Here is a 21,992-nt window from a genome sequence, read left to right on the forward strand (position 1 = left end):
AAAACAGGCCTCAAAACAAAAAGTGACAGATAGCAAAACGCCCCACTAGGGGGCGTTTTGAGTGGTGCTCACCAGAGTAAGTTACTCAGCTGCTTTTTTGGTAGCGGCTTCAACTTTACGGGTGATGTACCACTGTTGGGCGATGGACAGGCAGTTGTTCACTACCCAGTACAGCACCAGACCAGCCGGGAACCACAGGAAGAAGAAGGTGAAGATGATTGGCATCAGCTTCATTACCTTGGCCTGCATCGGATCCGGAGGTGTTGGGTTCAGACGCTGCTGGATGAACATGGTTGCGCCCATGATGATCGGCAGAATGAAGAACGGGTCTTTGATCGACAGGTCGGTAATCCAGAGCATGAACGGCGCTTGGCGCATTTCAACACTTTCCAGAAGTACCCAGTACAAGGACAGGAAGACCGGCATCTGCACCAGAATCGGCAAGCAGCCGCCCAGTGGATTGATCTTCTCTTTCTTGTACAGCTCCATCATCGCTTGCGACATTTTCTGGCGGTCATCACCGAACTGCTCTTTCAGAGCAGCCAGTTTTGGTGCCACGGCGCGCATGCGAGCCATCGACTTGTAGCTGGCCGCCGACAGAGGGAAGAAGATCCCTTTGATCAGCATGGTCAGGAAGATAATCGACCAGCCCCAGTTACCAACCAGGCTGTGGATATGTTGCAGCAGCCAGAAAATAGGCTGGGCAATGAACCACAGAATGCCGTAATCGACTGTCAGTTCCAGACCTGGGGATAACTCTTTGAGAACACCCTGGCTTTTAGGACCGGCATACAAGGTAGCGCTGGTTTCAGCTGTTTTGCCCGGTTCAACCGTCAAGGTTGGGCCAGTAAAACCGATGATGTAGTTGCCTTGGTTGTCTTTGCGGGTCTGAACGACGTTGTTATCGCCTTTCTGTGGAATCCACGCTGTCACAAAGTAGTGTTGCAACCAAGCAACCCAGCCACCTTGAACTGTTTCTTTCAGCTGGCCCTTGTCGATATCTTTCATCGACACTTTTTTATACGGCTCTGCACTTGTCCACAGGGCTGCGCCCAAGTAAGTCGCAGTGCCAGTGGCGGTGCTGGAAGAAGGATCGGAGCTGGCGTCACGCTTCAATTGCGCGAACAGGTTGCCGTTCCACGGCTTGCTGCTCTCGTTATCAATCAAATAAGTGACTTTTACATCGTACAGACCGCGCTTAAGGGTAAAGCGCTTGATGTAATTGACCCCGTTTTCGCTGAATTTCAAATCAACGACAACCTGATCCTGGCCAGGAGCCAGTTCGTAGGTCTTTTTATCGCTGCTGAAAATCGGACGACCGGCTGAACGAGCGTCCGGACCATCAACGCCAGTCAGACCGCTTTGGGCCAGATAGGTACGTTCGTTGCCGTTATCGAACAACTGGAAAGGAACATCCGGATGGTCTTGGCGACGTGGGTACAGCGGCAGACGCAACTGGGCAATGTCGCCACCCTGTGGATCAATCGCGATATCCAGAACATCGGTTTTTACGTGGATAAGATCTTTGCTTGCAGCTACCGGTGTTTCAGTCGGAGTGCTGGTATCCGTTGTTGCGCTAGGCACATCGGCGCTGTTCGAAGCGCTGTTACCTGAAACCGTATCGGGCAAAGCCGGTGCGGTGGTGCTGCTGGCTGCAACATTCTGAGTCGGCAGGGCAGCTTGGCCGTAGTCCTGGTTCCATTTGAGAACCATAACGTAGGACACGACTGCCAGGGCGACGATCAGGATCGTGCGTTTAATATCCATGATTACTCGGCCATCAAGAAGAACGGGAGGTAGGGATAGGTGGAACCGGGTCATAACCACCGGGATTCCACGGGTGACAGCGACCTAAACGACGAAAGGTCAGCCAGCCGCCGCGAAGAACGCCATGATTTTCGATGGCTTCCAACGCGTAGCAGGAACAACTGGGGTAGAAACGGCAGTGGCTGGCCATCAAAGGACTAATGGCATAGCGATAAAACTGGATCGGAACGAGTGCCAGTTTACGCATCAGGACTGCCTACCCCTACAGTTTCGGTTTTAACCGCTGGAACTGGCGTGTTACGGGCCAGACGCTTCCAGAGTTTGCCGAAATGCTGAATCAATTCGGGGTTCTCTACGTCACCCAAACCTTTGCGCGCGACGATAACGATATCCCAACCAACCAGTAAATCCTGGTGGAGACGAAACGATTCACGCATCAAACGCTTAAGGCGATTGCGCTCAACGGAGAGCTTTACGCTCTTTTTACCGATCACTAACCCCAGGCGGGGGTGATCTAGATCGTTGCTGCGCGCAAGGAGCAGGAGATTTTTCCCCGGTACCTTGCCGGTGGGGGAGTCAAAGACTGCCTTGAAATGTCGGGGAGTGAGTAACCGCTTTTCCCGACTGAAGTCCTGACTCACCACCATTGTCCGATTATCAAACTGCCAGACGTGCACGGCCTTTGGCGCGGCGACGCGACAGGACGGCACGGCCGTTTTTGGTTGCCATGCGAGCACGGAAACCGTGAGTGCGGGCGCGTTTGATAGTGCTTGGTTGGAAAGTACGTTTCATGTCGTGCTACCTGATTCGTCCACAACGGGCCGGAATGGCCCCCGTTTTAAGAGACCGGCGATTCTAGAGAAAGCAAGCCAATAGGTCAATTTCCAACCAACGTTTACTGCTAAATAGATGTTTGCCTGTTTACATCGCCTTTGAACGGCCAGCTATAGAAATAAAAAGAACGAAGTATTTAAAGCTCTTTTAAAGATGTAACTACTCTTAGAGATGCCACCTTCTGTGGATAACTAAGCCCAGCCCTTCTGGATCAAGCCTTTCAGAGATTGAAAAGGTTGTCCACAAGCCGTGCTCTGCCTGTGCTACACCCTCGGATAAGCTGTGGGTGAAAGGCTGTTTTATCCACAGGCGAGTTACCCACAGACTTTCTACCCCACTTGTGCAACGAGCTTAGGCCCGCTTATCCACAGAGCTTATGCACATACCATTTGTCGCTTTGTTTACCGGCCAGAGCTTGATTGCTCCTTATAGACAAGCACCCACATGTGGATAAGTGGGCGAGTGGTCGCTACAATGGCGCCTGTTTTTGCCTCACCGGCTTTCAACTTAGGGGATATCCGTGTCAGTGGAACTTTGGCAGCAGTGCGTAGAACTTTTGCGCGATGAGCTGCCTGCCCAGCAATTCAACACCTGGATCCGTCCACTACAGGTCGAAGCCGAAGGCGACGAGTTGCGCGTGTATGCACCCAACCGATTCGTGCTTGATTGGGTCAACGAAAAGTACCTGAGTCGTTTGCTTGAACTATTGAATGAGCACAGCAATGGCATGGCGCCTGCGTTGTCCTTATTAATAGGCAGCAAACGCAGCTCGGCACCTCGTGCGGCACCCAACGCGCCATTGGCCGCAGCCGCTTCTCAACAGCAAGCGGCTGCTCCTGCAGCACCTAGCGCAATGACTACGCCTGCAGCGGCCCCTAAACAGGCGGCCCAAGCGAGCGAAGAGCCTTCGCGTGCCAGCTTCGATCCAATGGCGGGCGCCAGCTCGCAACAAGCACCTGTGCGCGCTGAGCAGCGCACGGTTCAAGTAGAGGGTGCGCTCAAGCACACCAGCTACCTGAACCGCACCTTTACCTTCGAAAACTTTGTTGAGGGTAAGTCCAACCAACTGGCCCGCGCTGCTGCGTGGCAAGTAGCGGACAACCCAAAACACGGCTACAACCCGCTCTTTCTTTATGGCGGCGTTGGTTTGGGTAAAACCCACTTGATGCACGCTGTGGGTAACCACCTGCTGAAGAAAAACCCGAATGCCAAGGTTGTTTACCTGCATTCCGAGCGTTTTGTAGCGGACATGGTCAAGGCCTTGCAGCTCAATGCCATCAACGAGTTCAAGCGTTTCTACCGTTCGGTAGACGCCTTGCTCATCGATGATATTCAGTTCTTTGCACGCAAAGAGCGGTCTCAGGAAGAGTTTTTCCACACCTTCAACGCCCTGCTTGAAGGCGGTCAGCAAGTGATTCTGACCAGCGACCGTTACCCAAAAGAGATTGAAGGCCTTGAAGAGCGCCTCAAATCACGTTTCGGCTGGGGGCTGACGGTTGCCGTCGAGCCACCGGAGCTAGAAACCCGTGTCGCAATCCTGATGAAGAAGGCCGATCAGGCCAAGGTCGACCTGCCTCACGATGCCGCCTTCTTTATTGCCCAACGCATTCGTTCTAACGTGCGTGAGCTTGAAGGCGCGCTCAAGCGCGTAATTGCTCACTCGCACTTTATGGGGCGCGATATCACCATCGAGTTGATTCGCGAATCCCTTAAAGACCTGCTGGCGCTGCAAGACAAGCTGGTCTCTGTGGATAACATTCAGCGCACCGTGGCTGAGTACTACAAGATCAAAATTTCGGATCTGCTTTCCAAGCGCCGCTCGCGCTCGGTTGCGCGGCCACGTCAGGTCGCTATGGCACTGTCCAAAGAACTGACCAACCATAGCTTGCCGGAAATCGGCGATGTGTTTGGCGGTCGCGACCACACGACGGTCTTGCACGCATGTCGCAAGATCAACGAACTCAAGGAATCCGACGCGGACATCCGCGAGGACTACAAGAACCTGCTGCGCACACTGACAACCTGATGACACCAACGCAGCTTATTAAGGCAAGGGACTAGACCATGCATTTCACCATTCAACGCGAAGCCCTGTTGAAACCCCTGCAACTGGTCGCCGGCGTTGTTGAACGCCGCCAGACCTTGCCGGTATTGTCCAACGTGCTGTTGGTTGTCGAAGGCCAGCAATTGTCGCTGACCGGTACAGACCTTGAAGTCGAGCTGGTCGGTCGCGTTCAGCTTGAAGAACCCGCTGAACCGGGCGAGATCACCGTACCTGCGCGCAAGCTGATGGATATCTGCAAAAGCCTGCCTAACGATGCCTTGATTGATATCAAGCTCGATGACCAGAAACTGGTCGTCAAAGCAGGCCGTAGCCGTTTCACACTGTCAACTTTGCCAGCTAACGATTTCCCGACGGTTGAAGAAGGCCCGGGTTCGCTGACGTGCAACCTGCAGCAAAGCAAACTGCGCCGTTTGATCGAGCGCACAAGCTTTGCAATGGCCCAGCAGGACGTTCGTTACTACCTCAACGGCATGCTGCTTGAAGTGTCTGCCGGTATCATTCGCGCGGTGGCTACCGACGGACACCGTCTGGCCATGTGCTCGATGAAAGCCGATATCGGTCAGCCAGATCGCCATCAAGTGATCGTGCCGCGTAAGGGTATTCTTGAACTAGCGCGTTTACTGACCGAGCCAGACGGCGAAGTGAGCATCGTTTTGGGCGCGCACCACATTCGTGCTACCACCGGTGAGTTCACGTTCACGTCCAAATTGGTTGACGGCAAATTCCCGGATTACGAGCGTGTGCTGCCTAAAGGTGGCGACAAGACCGTTATCGGTGATCGTCAGGCTCTGCGTGAAGCGTTCAGCCGTACCGCCATTTTGTCCAACGAGAAATACCGCGGCATTCGTCTGCAACTGGCCAACGGCCAACTGAAAATCCAGGCTAACAACCCGGAACAGGAAGAAGCCGAAGAAGAAGTGGGCGTTGACTACAACGGCGACTCGCTTGAGATCGGCTTTAACGTGAGCTACTTGCTGGACGTGTTGGGTGTGATGACCACTGAACAAGTGCGTCTGATCCTGTCGGACTCCAACAGCAGTGCCTTGGTGCAAGAGTCGGACAACGACGACTCGGCCTACGTTGTTATGCCGATGCGTCTGTAACTTATGCACAGCCCAAGCTAGATGTCCCTCAGTCGTGTCACAGTCACCGCGGTGCGCAACCTGCACCCGGTGACCTTCTCCCCTTCCCCTCGCATCAATATTCTGTACGGCGCCAACGGCAGCGGAAAAACCAGCGTGCTCGAAGCCATCCACTTGCTTGGGCTAGCGCGCTCGTTTCGCAGTGTGAGACTCAACCCTGTCATTCAGCATGAACAACAGAGTTGTACCGTTTTTGGCCAGGTTGAACTGGCCGAGGGCGGCCACAGTGCCTTAGGGATATCGCGGGACAGGCAAGGGGAGTTTCAAATTCGTATCGACGGCCAAAATGCGCGCAGTGCTGCGCAACTGGCTGAGATACTCCCGCTTCAATTGATCAACCCAGACAGCTTTCGTCTGCTGGAAGGCGCCCCAAAGATTCGTAGGCAGTTTCTCGATTGGGGAGTGTTCCACGTCGAGCCACGCTTCATGTCGACTTGGCAGCGGCTACAGAAGGCCCTGCGGCAGCGGAACTCATGGCTGCGGCATGGTACACTCGACGCCGTTTCACAAGCGGCCTGGGACCGGGAACTGTGTCTGGCCAGTGCTGAAATTGATGAATACCGCCGCGCCTATATCAAAGCCTTGAAACCAGTCTTTGAGCAGACCTTAAGTGAGTTACTAGAACTCGAAGGGTTAACGCTGAGTTATTACCGTGGTTGGGATAAAGACCGTGAGCTGAGTGCTGTACTCGCCGCGTCTGTCCACCGGGACCAGCAAATGGGGCATACCCAGGCCGGGCCACAACGTGCTGATTTGCGCCTTAAATTAGGCGCTCATAACGCCGCAGAGATTTTATCGCGGGGGCAGCAAAAGTTAGTGGTCTGTGCATTGCGCATTGCTCAAGGGCACTTGGTCAGCCAAGCCCGGCGCGGGCAATGTATTTATCTGGTGGACGATTTGCCGTCTGAGCTGGACGAGCAGCATCGCCACGCACTGTGTCGCTTGTTGGAAGACTTACGCTGCCAGGTGTTTATCACCTGTGTAGATCACGAATTATTGAGGGAAGGCTGGCAGACGGAAACGCCAGTTGCGCTGTTCCACGTGGAACAGGGCTGTATCACCCAGACCCACGACCATCGGGAGTGAAGGCATTGAGCGAAGAAAATACGTACGACTCAACGAGCATTAAAGTGCTGAAAGGCCTGGATGCCGTACGCAAACGTCCCGGTATGTACATTGGTGACACCGACGATGGCAGCGGTCTGCACCACATGGTGTTCGAAGTGGTCGACAACTCCATCGACGAAGCACTGGCTGGCCATTGCGACGACATCACCATCACCATCCACCCGGACGAATCCATCACCGTGCGCGACAACGGTCGTGGCATCCCGGTAGATGTGCACAAAGAAGAAGGCGTTTCGGCAGCTGAGGTCATCATGACCGTGCTGCACGCCGGCGGTAAGTTCGATGACAACTCTTACAAAGTGTCCGGCGGTCTGCACGGTGTAGGTGTGTCGGTTGTGAACGCCCTGTCCGAACTGCTGGTTCTGACCGTTCGCCGTAGCGGCAAGATCTGGGAACAGACTTACGTTCATGGTGTACCTCAGGCGCCGATGGCCATCGTTGGCGAAAGCGAGACCACGGGTACACAGATTCACTTCAAGCCTTCGGCTGAGACCTTCAAGAACATCCACTTTAGCTGGGACATTCTGGCCAAGCGGATTCGTGAACTGTCCTTCCTTAACTCCGGTGTTGGCATCGTCCTCAAGGACGAGCGCAGCGGTAAAGAAGAGCTGTTCAAGTACGAAGGCGGTTTGCGTGCGTTCGTTGATTACTTGAACACCAACAAGACGCCGGTCAACGAAGTGTTCCACTTCAGCGTTCAGCGCGAAGACGGTATCGGCGTAGAAATCGCTTTGCAGTGGAACGACAGCTTCAACGAGAACCTGTTGTGCTTCACCAACAACATTCCACAGCGTGATGGTGGTACGCACTTGGTGGGCTTCCGCTCTGCCCTGACGCGTAACCTCAACACCTACATCGAAGCTGAAGGCCTGGCCAAGAAGCACAAAGTAGCCACCACCGGTGATGACGCCCGTGAAGGCTTGACCGCGATTATTTCGGTGAAAGTGCCTGATCCTAAGTTCAGCTCCCAGACCAAAGACAAGCTGGTTTCTTCCGAAGTGAAGACCGCTGTTGAGCAGGAAATGGGCAAGTTCTTCTCTGACTTCTTGCTGGAACACCCGAACGAAGCCAAGTTGATTGTTGGCAAGATGATCGACGCAGCACGTGCCCGTGAAGCAGCACGTAAAGCCCGCGAGATGACCCGCCGTAAAGGCGCGCTGGATATCGCAGGCTTGCCGGGCAAACTGGCTGACTGCCAGGAAAAAGACCCAGCACTGTCCGAACTGTACCTAGTGGAAGGTGACTCTGCTGGCGGCTCCGCCAAGCAGGGACGTAACCGCCGTACCCAAGCGATCCTGCCGTTGAAGGGTAAAATCCTCAACGTTGAGAAGGCTCGTTTCGACAAGATGATCTCTTCGCAAGAAGTGGGCACCTTGATCACTGCACTGGGTTGCGGCATTGGTCGCGACGAGTACAACATCGAAAAACTGCGCTATCACAACATCATCATCATGACCGATGCCGACGTTGACGGTTCGCACATCCGTACGTTGCTCCTGACTTTCTTCTTCCGTCAGTTGCCGGAGCTGATTGAGCGTGGCTACATCTACATCGCTCAGCCACCGTTGTACAAAGTGAAAAAAGGCAAGCAAGAGCAATACATCAAAGACGACGACGCCATGGAAGAGTACATGACGCAGTCGGCCCTTGAAGATGCCAGCCTGCACTTGAACGACGAAGCACCGGGTATTTCCGGTGAGGCGTTGGAGCGTCTGGTGTACGACTTCCGCATGGTGATGAAAACCCTCAAGCGCTTGTCGCGGCTGTACCCACAGGAACTGACCGAGCACTTCATCTACCTACCAGCCGTGACCCTTGAGCAATTGGGTGATCACGCGGCCATGCAAGAGTGGATGACCAAGTACGAAGCGCGTCTGCGTCTGGTTGAGAAGTCTGGCCTGGTGTACAAAGCCAGCCTGCGTGAAGACCGTGAACGTAATGTGTGGTTGCCAGAGGTCGAACTGATCTCCCACGGCCACTCGACGTTCATCACCTTCAACCGCGACTTCTTCGGCAGTAACGACTACAAAACAGTCGTAACCTTGGGCGCACAATTGAGCACCCTGCTCGATGAAGGCGCATACATTCAGCGTGGCGAGCGCCGTAAGCTTGTTACCGAGTTCAAGGAAGCACTGGACTGGTTGATGGCTGAAAGCACCAAGCGTCACACCATCCAACGCTACAAAGGTCTGGGCGAAATGAACCCCGACCAGCTCTGGGAAACCACAATGGACCCAAGCCAGCGTCGTATGTTGAAAGTCACCATCGAAGATGCGATCGGCGCCGACCAGATCTTCAACACCTTGATGGGCGATGCAGTAGAACCGCGTCGCGACTTCATCGAGAGCAACGCTCTGGCAGTGTCCAACCTGGACTTCTAATGCGGGTGTAGCACTCAACTAAAAAGGCCAACGCTCAGCGTTGGCCTTTTTTATGGGCGTGAATTAAGCAAGATCAGAACTGCCAGCTCAGATTAAGTCCTACGCCGTGAGTGTTCTCTTTACTGTTCAGGTGGCCGTTGTAGTCTAGATCCACTCGAGTGGCCTGCCCTAGCTTGACTCCGACCCGGGCTCCAACGACGGCGGTATTACGCGCCAATGAAACGCTTTGAACGCTGAAATCTGTGTTGCCACTCACAAAACTCAGGTCTTGTTTGGAATGCACCGGGTTGAGGTTGTGCTGCCAGCCGAGATGCCCTGACAGATCAATCTGCTGATTGGCAGTTAAGGTGAGGGTTTTGGCTGCTCGCACGCCCAAGGTCGTTAGTACGGCTTCGCGTGTATCGCTATTACCTGTGAGTGCCGCTACTCCGCCCTTCTCATGAAAGCGGTCACTTCTCACATTTACGTAAGCCAGATTGGCGAAAGGTTCGAGTGCCATCGGTTGCAGCTCTACGTGATAGGCGGCTTCGGTAAAAATTTGCCCGGTTTTTGCGTCGCGTTTGGTTTTTTGCTTGGCGTCTATGTCGGCAAACTGCACATCACGTTTCACGTCGATGCGGCTCCAGCTATATGACCCGCCCACGCTCAAACGCAGAGAACCCGCTTCGTGCCCCAAATACGTGCCCAAGTGGTAGCTGTTAGTTGAGGCTGACGAATGAGTCCCGCCACCCATGTTCAAGGCGCTGTTGCTGTAACCGGTAAAGATACCCAAACGGCTCGCTTCGCTGATCAAGCCATCCACCCCGGCCAACAACCCGCTCAATGATGTGGTGTAGTTGGCATACGATGAGCCAGTGTCGGTTTTACCCCAGCCCCCCAGTGCTTTAACCCATACGTTGTTCTGGCCCGCAGGTTCGTCGTTGGCGGTGTACACATCTGGCTGGCGCAAACGGTCGCCTACCGCGTCACGTAAGTAGTGACTTTCGTTGATGAGTTGCGTGGCCACCGCTGGATGGAGTTCACCACTGAGGCTCTTGAATGCGTGTCGGGCGCTCGCAACCGAAGGTGACAGCAACAGGCTTTCATACAGCGTGTTGCCTGCCACTAATTGTTCTGCCGCCGTGGCGACGGCGCGCTGGTTAGGGGTTTGCGCCACGCTGGCAAAGGACGTGGCATTGCGCTCAATGTTCAGCTCCACATCATTGGCCGAGTAGTTGAGATGGCCGCCGATAAATACGTAATTGGGCAGCACCTCGTCAAAGTGCCCTTGAACACCCTCACCGGCGTGCAGGATGTTGAACTGTCGCCCCAGTAAGCTTTTGGCCTGTTGGTGGCTAAGCAGTGCGGGATTGTTCTCTAGTGCAAGCATCACAGTGCCGCCTTTGATCAAGGCCTTTGCGCCCGCCACAATCCGGTCACTGTGGCTTGTGGATAACTCCACGGCATAGTTCGAATCTTTCTCAAAGGTCACGTCCCCGGCCACTTGCAAGGTGCCGATAGAGTTGCCCGGTGCTACCGTGCTCCCACGGCGAGCAGTTAGCTCTGCCACCAGGCCGTTGCCCCCCAACGTACCTCCGTTATTGACGATAACGGCCGATCTGAGTGAACCATTCACGGCCAACCGCCCTTGATTGATCAAGGTGGGGCCGCTGTAAGTGTTGGCGCCAGTCAATACCAAGGTTCCAATGCCTTGTTTGGTTAAACCGCCATGACCGGAAATGTCGTTGCGCCATACATCAAACGAGCAGTGAGTGTGTGTGCAACGCCGCTCTGTGAAGGTGCCTGCATCGATAAGGGTACCGATGCCCGGTAAATCCGCTACAAACTGACCTGTGCCGTAGGAGCCTTCGATACGCAGCGGCTGTGGAATATCACTGTCGGCGATAAACATGGCTGGGCCGTCGATGGCTTTTTTAAGGTTGATCATCCCCCAGCCGTACAACTCGTCGATACCAGGATCTCCCAAGTCGGTTGCAGTTGCTTTGAGGGTGCTGGCTACTTGCCCGCCTGTCATATACGGGAAGCGCTCCATCAGCACCGCAGTTGCGCCCGCCACATGGGGCGCAGCCATTGAGGTTCCGTTGTAAAACGCATACCCAGTGGCCACGTTATCTAACTGAGTGCCACTAACGATGGAGCTGTAAATCATTGTGGCGGGCGCCGAGACGCAAAAACTCGCTGCATAACCGCAACGTGTAGAAAAGGAGCTGAAGGTGTAAGGGATCGTGCTTGTGGTGTCGGGGTTTTGCTCCAGACCAGAGACGGTGATCCAACTGCTCGCGATGTCCGGGACAAATTTTGCCAGCCCGGCAATGGCATCAGGATTATTAAAGTTGCCGTTATTGCCGGCGCCAAAGATGGTCACGATGCCGCTGCGTGCTGACGCGATAGCGCCTGCATAAGCACCGCCAGATTTGGTGTTCAGCAACGGCAAAATTTGGTCGAACTGCTTTTGCGCATCGTCTACGGTGAAGTGCGGGAGCGCGGAGTAGAACCCACCTTTTAAGAGTTCCTTAGGGACTCCAATGCCCCAACTGTTGTTGATAATGCGTGCGCCACTGGTCATCAAGGCATCCCAGCCTGCTTTATACACAGCGCCATCATTGCCAAGAATAACGCCGTCTTCAGGGCCAGGGTCGCCGTTATCGGCCACGATAATTTGTGCGTTATAGGCCACACCGTGCATTTGGCCACCATCACGATTGCCTGCTGCGATACCGCCAACGTGGGTGCCGTGAGCGCCGAATGTGCCACCAGAATCGATGGACAGACTGCCGTCATAGCGAAACGCATCGCCTGCATTAACCGGGATATAAGGGTCGGTGTACTCGCGTATGCCCGTAGTTACCAACGAGATGACTTTGTTCGGGCTATTGAACTCCGGGTGCTGTGAATAAACCGCTTGGTCGAAGATACCCAGTTTGATGCCTTTACCGCTATAACCTGCCGCATACGCCTCTTGGGCATTAATCGCGCCTAGTCCCCAATCAGTTTTGAACTCCGTACTGCGCCAGCTATTGGGCTGCCCTGCCTTGCCGGTTTCAACATAGGGCGAAGCCTGCGTCATGCTGATCAGACTCAAGGAAGCCACCCCAATACCCAGTAATTGGCAGGCATAAGTTTTAAAGGGCACTTCACCTCTTATTTGAGCGGACAGGGTCTGTTCTTGTGTTGTTTCCATACGTGTGACTTTCCTTGATCGGTTATCAACCTCGCACCTGAAGCGGCACAAAGCAGTATTGCCACGCTCTGTTGGTACGCAGGCATCAGAGCGGCGAGTTAAGGCGCAAGCCACAGTTGTGGCTTGTTCGCGGATGTGGTCCAGGGCTGCGGGTTGCAACAGATAGTGAGGGGAGTGGGTTTCGGCCAGCGTCAGAATGACATCGCTGCTGTTACGAATAGCTGCGTCCGTTAAGGGGCTGCTTTCGCCTTCGAACTATCTTTTCAAGAGACGCCACACCATAACGCAGCCTCTGGATAACCACCGTAGGCTGTGTCCGATTGTGAGGCGTTGGAAAATCCCACGTGTTTGTCCCTCAAAGATTCTTGCTGGGTTTAATCACTGTGTAGAGCACTTCACTGTGCGAATTTACCTTTTAAGGCGCCAGCAGCACGGCTTGCTCGGTTGTGCATAACTCCAGTAGAAAATCCCACACAACGCGCAATCTGACCGACTTGTGCAGCTCTCGTCGGGTGCTGATCCAGTAACTGCGCTGTACCGACTCTTCGGGTAACACGCGGACTAATTCAGGGTCGTGGCTGGCCATGTAGTTGGGCAGCACGGCAATGCCGAGCCCTGCACGGGCGGCTTGTTGTTGGGCGATGACGCTGGTGCTGCGAAAGGTGACGGTGGGCGTGCGGCAGAAGTTGTTGAGAAACAGCAGCTCCTGACTGAACAGTAAGTCGTCGACGTAACCAATCCAGTGATGGTTGGCAAGGTCGTCGCGGCTGTTCAAAGGGGGCGCCTTTTCCAGATAGGCGCGGCTGGCATACAGCGCAAGCCGGTAATCGGTGAGTTTGCGAGTGATCAACAGGTCTGCGTTGGGGCGATCCAGGTGCACGCTGATTTCTGCTTCGCGATTGAGAATGCTGACAAACCTTGGCACGGCTACCAGCTCAACTTCGAGGCCGGGATAGCGCTCAAACAAGCTGCCCAAGCGCGAGGTAATGAACATGATGCCGATGCCTTCGGTGACGCCTAAGCGAATTTTGCCCAAGGGTGCGATGGCTTGAGTGATTTCTTCTTGCGCCAGCAGTGCGACGTTTTCCATGGCCTCGGCATGTTTGAGCAACGCTTGGCCTGCCGGGGTCAGTTCGTAGCCTTGGGCGTGTTGCACAAACAACGCGGCGCCAAGGTGCTGTTCAATGCGCTCTATATGCCGCGCAACCGTGCTGTGGGTGGTACTCAGACGCTTAGCGGCACTGAGCAAGCGGCCACTTCGCTGTAGCTCCAGAAAGTAGCGCAAGTCATTCCAATCAAACATGGTCATTGCCTCGACGCGGCTTATTAGCTGACTGTGCAAAAACGCACATGCCGTGGGTGAAATCGCGCGTTTTCAACTCGAAATTAATCAATACGATGGTGTAGGACAAGAACAATAAAGGCGAGGTGTTAAATGCCATCGGCCAAACAGGTATACGACTACATTGTCGTCGGTGCAGGCCCTGCAGGTTCTGTGCTGGCCAATCGGCTGTCTGCCGATCCACGGCACAAGGTGCTGCTGCTAGAAGCGGGTGGTCAAGATAACTACCCGTGGATTCATATCCCGGTGGGTTACCTCTATTGCATTGGTAACCCGCGCACCGACTGGTGTTTTAAAACCGAGGCACAAGCGGGCCTGCAAGGACGAAGCCTGAGCTACCCCCGCGGCAAAGTGTTGGGTGGCAGCTCCTCGATCAACGGCATGATCTATATGCGCGGTCAGGCGCAGGATTACGACCGTTGGGCAGAGCAAGGTAACCTGGGTTGGGCCTGGAAAGACGTGCTGCCACTGTTCAAACGCAGCGAAAAACACTTTGCCGGTAACGCTGACCTGCATGGCGCCGAGGGCGAGTGGCGGGTGGAACAACAGCGTTATTCATGGCCGATTCTGGATGCGTTTCGCGACGCAGCAGCGCAAAGCGGTATTCCCACCGTTAGTGATTTCAACACCGGTGACAATCAAGGTTGTGGATACTTTCAGGTCAACCAGCGGGCGGGTGTGCGCTGGAATGCGTCCAAAGCTTTTTTACGGCCAGTGCTCAAACGCGACAATTTGACCGTGTTGACGGATGTTCAGGTCGACAAAGTGTTGCTCGATAACGGTCGAGCGACTCAGCTCAAGGCGCGGTGGCAAGGAGCAGACCATGCCTTTACGGCGCGTTGCGAAATTATTTTGTGTGCGGGTTCCATTGGCTCGCCGGGCATTTTGCAGCGCTCGGGTATCGGCCCTCGCCCGCTGCTCGAAAGCCTGGGCATAACGGTGCAGCACGAGCTGCCCGGTGTGGGCGGCAACTTGCAAGACCACCTGCAACTGCGGCTGATTTTCAAACTGAGCAAGGCCCGCACGCTGAACCAAGTCGCTAACAGCCTGTGGGGCAAAATCGGCATGGGCCTGCGCTATGCGTACGACCGCAGCGGTCCGCTGGCGATGGCGCCGAGCCAGTTGGGCGCGTTCGTCAAATCCAGCCCCGACCAGCCCTCGGCTAATTTGCAGTACCACGTTCAGCCGTTGTCATTGGAACGCTTTGGCGAGCCGCTGCATACCTTCCCGGCCTTTACGGCGTCGGTGTGCAACCTGCGGCCTAAAAGTCGTGGCCGTGTGGATATTCGCTCGGCCAAGCCCGATGACGCGCCGCTGATTGACCCTAATTACTTGAGCCATCCTGACGACTTAAAAGTTGCAGCAGATGCCATACGTCTGACCCGGCGCATTGTGGCCAGCCCTGCCCTGCAAGCCTTCCGCCCGGAGGAATACCTTCCCGGTCAAGACCTGCAAACCGAGCAACAGTTGTACGAAGCTGCCGCCCGCATCGGTACGACGATCTTTCACCCTGTCGGCACCTGCCGCATGGGTCAGGACGCACAGGCCGTTGTCGATGCCCAATTGCGTGTACATGGCGTACCGGGATTGCGGGTGGCAGATGCGTCGATCATGCCTAACATCGTGTCAGGCAATACGTGTTCGCCAACCTTAATGATTGGTGAGAAAGCCGCGCAGTTGATTCTGGCAACGCCCATTCACACACAGGAGCAAGACACTGGCGCAAGCCGCACAGTGGCAATACCGGTCGCCTGAAAACGATCGTGGTTTCGGTCGCAGTCATCCGAAACCGACAGTGGACAACAACAATAATCACTGTGGCCCACAGGGCCGAGGACATGAAACATGTCGGACTCAATTGCACAACAGGCTGTCGCTGCCAAAGCGCCGACAAGTCGCGAAGAAAAAAAAATCATTTTTGCGTCATCCCTCGGGACGGTTTTCGAGTGGTATGACTTTTTCTTGTATGGCGCGTTGGCGACTGTTCTCAGCAAGCAGTTTTTTGCCGGGGTTAATGACACCACTGCGTTCATTTTTGCCTTGATGGCGTTTGCGGCCGGTTTTTTGGTGCGTCCGTTTGGGGCACTGGTGTTTGGCCGTTTGGGGGACATGATTGGGCGTAAATACACCTTCCTCATGACCATCATTCTGATGGGCTTATCGACCTTTGCTGTGGGCTTGCTGCCCACATACGCCAGCATTGGCATCGCCGCACCGATCATGCTCGTGCTGTTGCGCATGCTTCAAGGGCTGGCGCTGGGCGGTGAGTATGGCGGCGCCGCGACTTATGTGGCCGAGCACGCGCCACCCGGCAAGCGTGGGTTTAACACCAGCTGGATTCAGTCCACCGCCACTTTGGGGCTGCTGCTGTCACTGATCGTAGTGTTGGGCTGCCGTTACCTGACGGGCGATCAGTTTGAAGTGTGGGGCTGGCGCCTGCCGTTCCTGCTGTCCATCGTGCTGTTGTGCATATCCACCTGGATCCGCATGAGCATGCACGAGTCGCCGGCCTTCGTAAAAATGAAGGCCGAAGGTAAAACCAGTAAATCGCCGATTCGTGAGTCGTTTGGCAAGTGGGAAAACCTCAAGATCGTGTTGATCGCGCTGTTTGGCATCAACGCCGGCCAAGCGGTGACTTTCTACACGGCACAGTTTTATGTGCTGTTCTTCCTCACGCAGATGCTCAAGATGGACCCTGCCCAAGCCAACACCTTGCTGATTATCAGCGTGGTGATTGGTGCTCCGTTCTTCATCTTCTTTGGTTGGCTGTCAGACCGTGTAGGCCGCAAGCCGATCTTGATGATGGGACTGCTGCTGGCGACGGTGCTGTACTTCCCGTTGTTCAAAGCACTGAGCCATTACGCTAACCCTCAGATCGACACGGCCAGCCGCCAGTCGCCAATCGTGGTGATGGCTGATCCATCGACCTGCACCTTCCAGTTCGATCCGGTGGGCAAGGCGCGTTTTGACAGCCCGTGTGACAAGGTCAAAACCTTTTTGGTCAAACAAGGGTTGCCGTACACCTCGCAGTCAGTTGCGCCAGGTACTGAAGTGCAGGTGTCGGTGGGCGAACAGCAGATCAAAGGGTTTGATGAGGCGGCTATGCGCGCCGCCATCACGGCTGCAGGCTACCCGGCCAAAGCTGACCCGAGTGCTGTGAACCAGCCAATGGTGGTGTTGGTGATGGTATTGCTGACCCTCATTGCGACCATGACTTACGGCCCGTTGGCGGCTGTGATGGTCGAGTTGTTCCCGACCCGCATTCGCTACACCTCAATGTCCCTGCCGTACCACATTGGTAACGGCTGGTTTGGTGGCTTCCTGCCGACGGTGTCGTTCGCATTGGTGGTTTACACCGGGGATATTTTCTACGGCTTGTGGTATCCGGTGGTCATCACCGGAGTCAGCCTGGTGGTGGGGATGCTCTGCCTCAAAGAAACCCGAAACGTGAATATCGATAAAGTCTAAACAGGCGACTTACCTCGTAGAAGCTGGCGTAGGCTGCGGTCTTTTGATTTTTTAATAGAGCGCAGCCTTCGGCAGTAACTACGGCGGTGATTAATTCAAGGCACAAAAAAACCGGCGAATAAGCCGGTTTTTTATGCGCTTAGAAAAACTTATGCACGTTTTTCATTAAAAAGTCATACCGAGAAATAAGTATTTAAATCATTAGGTTACGAGCTTTTTTTAAAAGAAATCCAAAACTTGTACACACCTTATCCACAATTGGTTTAGCTCGTAGCGGTGTCTGCTGGCGCTGTCACTGGCGGCAGTGAACCCATGTCACGCTGAGCCTGTTCGTTCCAGGCTTGTACGCGGTCATTGAGCTCAGCGATGGCGCGTGGCCCTGTGCCGTTGGCGTACATAGGTTCACCAATGACCACTTCAATAGTGCCTGCACGCTTGGCCCAACCGGTTTTTGGCCAGTACTTGCCCGCATTATGGGCAATCGGCAACACAGGCAACTCGGCGTTAACCGCCAACGCCGTACCGCCCCGGGAAAACTTGCCCACTTGGCCGAATGGCACGCGGGTGCCTTCCGGGAAAATCAGGACCCAAATGTTGTCCTTGAGCAGCTCATCACCCTTTTTGGCAATATGCTTGAGCGCCGCCTTGGGGTTTTCTCGGTCGATGGCAATTGGGCGCAGCATCGCCATCGCCCAGCCAAAGAACGGCACATACAACAGTTCGCGTTTGAGCACCTGGCTCAACGGCTGAAAGTAGGCCGAAAGAAAAAACGTCTCCCAGGTACTTTGGTGGTTGGCCAAAATGACGCAGGGCCGCTGTGGGATGTTTTCAGCGCCCTTCACTTCAACATGGATATTGAGAAACACCCGCGTCAGCCACAGTGCGCAACGGCACCAGTACACGTTGATAAATCGATAACGCGCACGAAACGGCAGAAAGGGGGCGACAAAAAAGCTCAGCGAGCACCACAGCAGAGAACTGGTGCCCAACAGCAGGTAAAAGAAAAAAGTTCTGATGGCCTGCAGGATCGACATAGCGACTTTTACCGTTGCGGATAACGCACTTGTGAACAGGCCTGAGCAACGGACGCCAGCAGGTGTTCAAAAATGCCTTATGTGTGGATAAGTTGTGCGGCAACTGCCGCTAGATCTTCAAAAATCAGGGTAGTCGCCGGGAATTCTTTGGCCAGAGTTTTATGGCCTTTACCGGTTTTTACCAAAACTGGCTGTGAACCGACGGCTTCTGCGGCTTGCAAGTCACCCAAACTGTCACCAACAAACCAACATTCGTGTAAATCGGCAGCGTAATGTTCGGCAATGGTGCGCAACATACCGGGTTTGGGTTTGCGACACTCGCAGCCTTCGTCCGGGCCGTGCGGGCAATAAACAATAAGCCCGACCTCGCCCCCCTGCTCAGCCACCAACGTACGCAAGCGTGCGTGCATGGCCTCCAGGGTGGCGACATCGTAGTAGCCGCGGGCAATGCCGGACTGGTTGGTAGCAATGGCCACCGTCCAGCCCGCCTTGCTCAACTGCGCAATAGCCTCGATCGCGCCGGGCAGTGGGATCCACTCCTCGACAGACTTGATGTAAGCGTCGGAGTCGTAATTGATCACTCCGTCCCGATCGAGAATCAGCAGTTCCAACAGCAGCCCCTTAGCCCAGCAACGAAATATCGGCAACGCCGAGGAACAGACCGCGCAAGCGCGCCAGCAATGCGTAGCGGTTTGCACGCACGTTGGCGTCTTCAGCGTTGACCATTACCGCTTCAAAGAACGCATCCACTGGCTCGCGCAATGCAGCCAGACGGGTCAGCGCTTCGTTGTACTGACGCGCTGCAGCCATTGGCTGCACCGCTTCGTCGGCTTTTTGAATCGCCGAGTACAGCGAGAACTCACTGGCGTTGTCAAAGAACTTGGCTTCGACGTGAGTCGACACCTTGCCTTCAACCTTGCTCAGCAGGTTAGATACACGCTTGTTCACAGCCGCCAGTGCGCCTGCTTCCGGCAATTGACGGAACGCTTGAACGGCCTGTACGCGCTGATCGAAGTCCAATGCAGAAGTCGGTTGCAGGGCACGTACCGACAGGTACGTGGCCACGTCTACGCCTTCGTCTTCGTAACGCGCACGCAGGCGGTCGAAGATGAACTCCAGCACTTGATCGGCCAAACCGGCTGACTTGATCTTGGCGCCGAAAGCGTTAACAGCGAAGTTCACGGCTTCAGTCAGGTCAAGGTCGAGCTTTTTGTCGATCAGGATACGCAAGATGCCCAGCGCAGCACGGCGCAGTGCGTACGGGTCTTTGCTGCCGGTCGGCAACATGCCAATCCCGAAAATACCCACCAGGGTGTCGAGCTTGTCGGCAATGGCCACCGCAGCACCGGTCAGGGTGGTTGGCAGCTCTGCGCCAGCACCACGCGGCATGTATTGCTCGTTCAGCGCCAGTGCAACGTCTTCAGGCTCGCCGTCATTGAGGGCGTAGTAGTAACCGGCAACACCTTGCATTTCCGGGAACTCGCCGACCATTTCGGTGGCCAGGTCGCACTTGGACAGCAAGCCTGCACGGGCTGCACGCGGAGCATCACCGCCAATACGGGGTGCGATAAACGCCGCCAGCTTAGATACGCGCTCGGCCTTGTCGTAAACGCTGCCCAACTGAGCCTGGAACACTACGTTTTGCAGGCGCAGGTTGAAGCTTTCAAGTGTTTGCTTTTTGTCTTGCTTGAAGAAGAACTCAGCATCGGTCAGACGTGGGCGAACCACTTTCTCGTTGCCCGAAATGATCTGCTGTGGGTCTTTACTTTCGATGTTGGCGACTGTGATAAAGCGCGGCAGCAACTTGCCATCAGCGTCCAGCAGGCAGAAATACTTCTGGTTGTCCTGCATGGTGGTGATCAAGGCTTCTTGCGGTACATCGAGGAAGCGTTCTTCGAACGAGCACACCAACGGCACCGGCCATTCAACCAGCGCGGTCACTTCGTCGAGCAGGCTTGGCGGCACGATGGCGGTACCTTCCTGCATCGTTGCCAGTTCGGCCACGCGCTTGGAGATCAGCTCGCGACGCGCGTCAAAGTCTGCCAGCACGTAGGCTTTGCGCAGGTCTTCGAGGTAATGAGTGGGTGCACTAATGCGCACGCTTTCTGGGTGGTGGAAACGGTGCCCACGGGAGTCGCGACCGGCTTTTTGCGCGAGGATCGTGCAATCGACCACTTCATCGCCCAGCAACATCACCAGCCATTGGGTTGGACGTACGAACTCTTCCTTGCGAGCCCCCCAGCGCATGCGCTTAGGAATAGGCAGGTCGTTGAGCGAGTCTTCAACAATGGTCGGCAGCAGGCTGGCCGTCGGCTTGCCGACGATAACTTGGCTGAAGCGCAGTTTTGGGCCGCTCTGATCGATTTCGCTCAGATCAACGCCGCACTTCTTGGCAAAGCCAAGGGCTGCCTGGGTCGGGTTGCCTTCGGCATCAAAGGCTGCCTGACGTGGCGGGCCATCAATGTTGATGCTGCGATCAGGCTGTTGGGTTTCAAGCTGGGTCAGCAGCACGGCCAAACGGCGCGGTGCGGCGTAGACTTTTTTCGCGCTGAAGCTCAAGCCAGCTGTTTGCAGGCCTTTTTCGATACCGGCCAAAAATGCTTCGGCCAGCGTATTGAGGGCTTTTGGCGGCAGTTCTTCAGTGCCCAGTTCAACCAGAAAATCTTGAGCACTCATTGTGCAGCCTCCAACTTAGCCAACACTTCATCACGCAAATCAGGGGGCGCCATCGGGAAGCCCAACTTGGCGCGCGCTTCGAGATACGCCTGCGCCACAGCACGGGCCAAGGTGCGTACACGCAAGATGTATTGCTGACGCGCCGTCACCGAGATCGCGCGGCGAGCATCCAGCAAGTTAAACGTATGGGACGCCTTGAGCACCATTTCGTAGCTTGGCAATGGCAGCGGCTGATCCAGTTCGATCAGGCGCTTGGCTTCGCTTTCGTAGAAGTCGAACAGCTCAAACAGTTTGTCGACGTTGGCGTGTTCGAAGTTGTAAGTCGATTGCTCGACTTCGTTCTGGTGGAACACGTCGCCGTAGGTCACTTTGCCGAACGGGCCGTCGGTCCATACCAGGTCGTAGACAGAATCTACACCTTGCAGGTACATCGCCAGACGCTCTAGGCCGTAGGTAATTTCGCCAGTTACCGGGTAGCACTCGATGCCGCCTACTTGCTGGAAGTAGGTGAACTGGGTGACTTCCATACCGTTAAGCCAGATTTCCCAACCCAGACCCCAGGCGCCCAGCGTTGGCGACTCCCAGTTGTCTTCCACGAAACGAATGTCATGTACCAGAGGGTCCAGGCCAATGTGTTTCAGCGAGCCGAGGTACAGCTCCTGGAAGTTAGGCGGGTTTGGCTTCAATACCACCTGGAACTGGTAGTAATGCTGCAAGCGGTTCGGGTTTTCGCCGTAGCGGCCGTCAGTCGGGCGACGACTGGGCTGCACATAAGCGGCGTTCCAGGTTTCTGGGCCCAGAGAGCGCAAAAACGTAGCGGTATGGAATGTGCCGGCGCCCACTTCCATATCGTAGGGCTGAAGCACCACACAACCTTGCTCGGCCCAGTATTGCTGGAGGGCGAGGATCAAGTCTTGGAAGGTACGCACTGCTGGCGTAGGCTGGCTCACAAATTCACCTGTTTCTTGGGCTGC

16 protein-coding genes are annotated in these 21,992 nt (G+C 55.2%); 6 read left to right on the forward strand and 10 right to left on the reverse strand.

The window, feature by feature from the left end; translation table 11 throughout:
• Window positions 1-81: 81 nt before the first annotated feature.
• The 4 genes from yidC to rpmH are packed head-to-tail and all read right to left on the reverse strand — an operon-like array spanning window position 82 to window position 2,559.
• On the reverse strand, window positions 82-1,767 hold the full coding sequence (gene yidC, locus ACZRJQ_RS14225; RefSeq protein ID WP_463978968.1) for a membrane protein insertase YidC: 1,686 nt from the start codon (window positions 1,765-1,767) through the stop codon (window positions 82-84).
• A 13-nt stretch (window positions 1,768-1,780) separates the two neighbouring features.
• Window positions 1,781-2,014 carry a membrane protein insertion efficiency factor YidD gene (yidD, locus tag ACZRJQ_RS14230; RefSeq protein WP_463978969.1) on the reverse strand — a complete coding sequence of 78 codons (234 nt, stop codon included), beginning with the start codon at window positions 2,012-2,014 and terminating at the stop codon, window positions 1,781-1,783.
• Window positions 2,007-2,408 (reverse strand): ribonuclease P protein component, encoded by a 402-nt coding sequence (rnpA, locus tag ACZRJQ_RS14235; RefSeq protein WP_019828646.1) that lies wholly within the window; start codon window positions 2,406-2,408, stop codon window positions 2,007-2,009. Before rnpA ends, yidD begins: the two co-directional genes overlap by 8 nt.
• A 16-nt stretch (window positions 2,409-2,424) precedes the next feature.
• Window positions 2,425-2,559, reverse strand: a complete 135-nt coding sequence (gene rpmH / locus ACZRJQ_RS14240; protein ID WP_003213577.1) for a 50S ribosomal protein L34 — start codon at window positions 2,557-2,559, stop codon at window positions 2,425-2,427.
• Window positions 2,560-3,121: 562 nt separating this feature from the next.
• Here rpmH and dnaA point away from each other — a divergent pair.
• From dnaA to gyrB, 4 genes are read left to right on the forward strand one after another with little or no spacing between them, the layout of a single operon-like run.
• Window positions 3,122-4,627, forward strand: coding sequence for a chromosomal replication initiator protein DnaA (dnaA, locus tag ACZRJQ_RS14245; RefSeq protein WP_463978970.1), 1,506 nt, complete (start codon window positions 3,122-3,124; stop codon window positions 4,625-4,627).
• Between the two features lie 38 nt (window positions 4,628-4,665).
• Complete coding sequence (gene dnaN, locus ACZRJQ_RS14250) at window positions 4,666-5,769, forward strand: DNA polymerase III subunit beta (protein ID WP_463978971.1); 1,104 nt, start codon at window positions 4,666-4,668, stop codon at window positions 5,767-5,769.
• A 21-nt stretch (window positions 5,770-5,790) separates the two neighbouring features.
• A complete protein-coding gene (gene recF / locus ACZRJQ_RS14255) occupies window positions 5,791-6,894 on the forward strand; it encodes a DNA replication/repair protein RecF (protein ID WP_463978972.1) in 1,104 nt (367 codons plus the stop codon).
• A gap of 5 nt (window positions 6,895-6,899) precedes the next feature.
• Entirely contained in the window at window positions 6,900-9,317 is a 2,418-nt protein-coding gene (gene gyrB / locus ACZRJQ_RS14260; RefSeq protein ID WP_463978973.1) for a DNA topoisomerase (ATP-hydrolyzing) subunit B, read from the forward strand.
• A 73-nt stretch (window positions 9,318-9,390) separates the two neighbouring features.
• Here gyrB and ACZRJQ_RS14265 read toward each other — a convergent pair whose 3' ends face one another.
• Entirely contained in the window at window positions 9,391-12,384 is a 2,994-nt protein-coding gene (locus ACZRJQ_RS14265; protein ID WP_463979054.1) for an autotransporter outer membrane beta-barrel domain-containing protein, read from the reverse strand.
• 529 nt (window positions 12,385-12,913) lie between these two features.
• Entirely contained in the window at window positions 12,914-13,801 is an 888-nt protein-coding gene (locus ACZRJQ_RS14270) for a LysR family transcriptional regulator (protein ID WP_463978974.1), read from the reverse strand.
• A gap of 132 nt (window positions 13,802-13,933) precedes the next feature.
• On the opposite strand from ACZRJQ_RS14270, the gene ACZRJQ_RS14275 reads away from it, so the two are divergent.
• Window positions 13,934-15,595: a GMC family oxidoreductase gene (locus ACZRJQ_RS14275; protein WP_463978975.1), complete on the forward strand. Its 1,662-nt coding sequence runs from the start codon at window positions 13,934-13,936 to the stop codon at window positions 15,593-15,595.
• Window positions 15,596-15,685: 90 nt separating this feature from the next.
• Window positions 15,686-17,308, forward strand: coding sequence for an MFS transporter (locus ACZRJQ_RS14280; RefSeq protein WP_463978976.1), 1,623 nt, complete (start codon window positions 15,686-15,688; stop codon window positions 17,306-17,308).
• A 263-nt stretch (window positions 17,309-17,571) separates the two neighbouring features.
• On the opposite strand, the gene ACZRJQ_RS14285 is transcribed toward ACZRJQ_RS14280, so the two are convergent.
• From ACZRJQ_RS14285 to glyQ, 4 genes are all read right to left on the reverse strand, one after another.
• Window positions 17,572-18,342 (reverse strand): lysophospholipid acyltransferase family protein, encoded by a 771-nt coding sequence (locus tag ACZRJQ_RS14285; protein ID WP_463978977.1) that lies wholly within the window; start codon window positions 18,340-18,342, stop codon window positions 17,572-17,574.
• 77 nt (window positions 18,343-18,419) lie between these two features.
• Window positions 18,420-18,959 (reverse strand): D-glycero-beta-D-manno-heptose 1,7-bisphosphate 7-phosphatase, encoded by a 540-nt coding sequence (gene gmhB / locus ACZRJQ_RS14290; RefSeq protein ID WP_463979055.1) that lies wholly within the window; start codon window positions 18,957-18,959, stop codon window positions 18,420-18,422.
• 4 nt (window positions 18,960-18,963) lie between these two features.
• Entirely contained in the window at window positions 18,964-21,018 is a 2,055-nt protein-coding gene (gene glyS, locus ACZRJQ_RS14295; RefSeq protein WP_463978978.1) for a glycine--tRNA ligase subunit beta, read from the reverse strand.
• Window positions 21,015-21,968: a glycine--tRNA ligase subunit alpha gene (glyQ, locus tag ACZRJQ_RS14300; protein WP_019828634.1), complete on the reverse strand. Its 954-nt coding sequence runs from the start codon at window positions 21,966-21,968 to the stop codon at window positions 21,015-21,017. The genes glyS and glyQ overlap by 4 nt, the downstream gene beginning before the upstream one ends.
• Window positions 21,969-21,992 lie beyond the last annotated feature (24 nt).

It is taken from the genome of Pseudomonas sp. E315 (genome assembly GCF_055406205.1).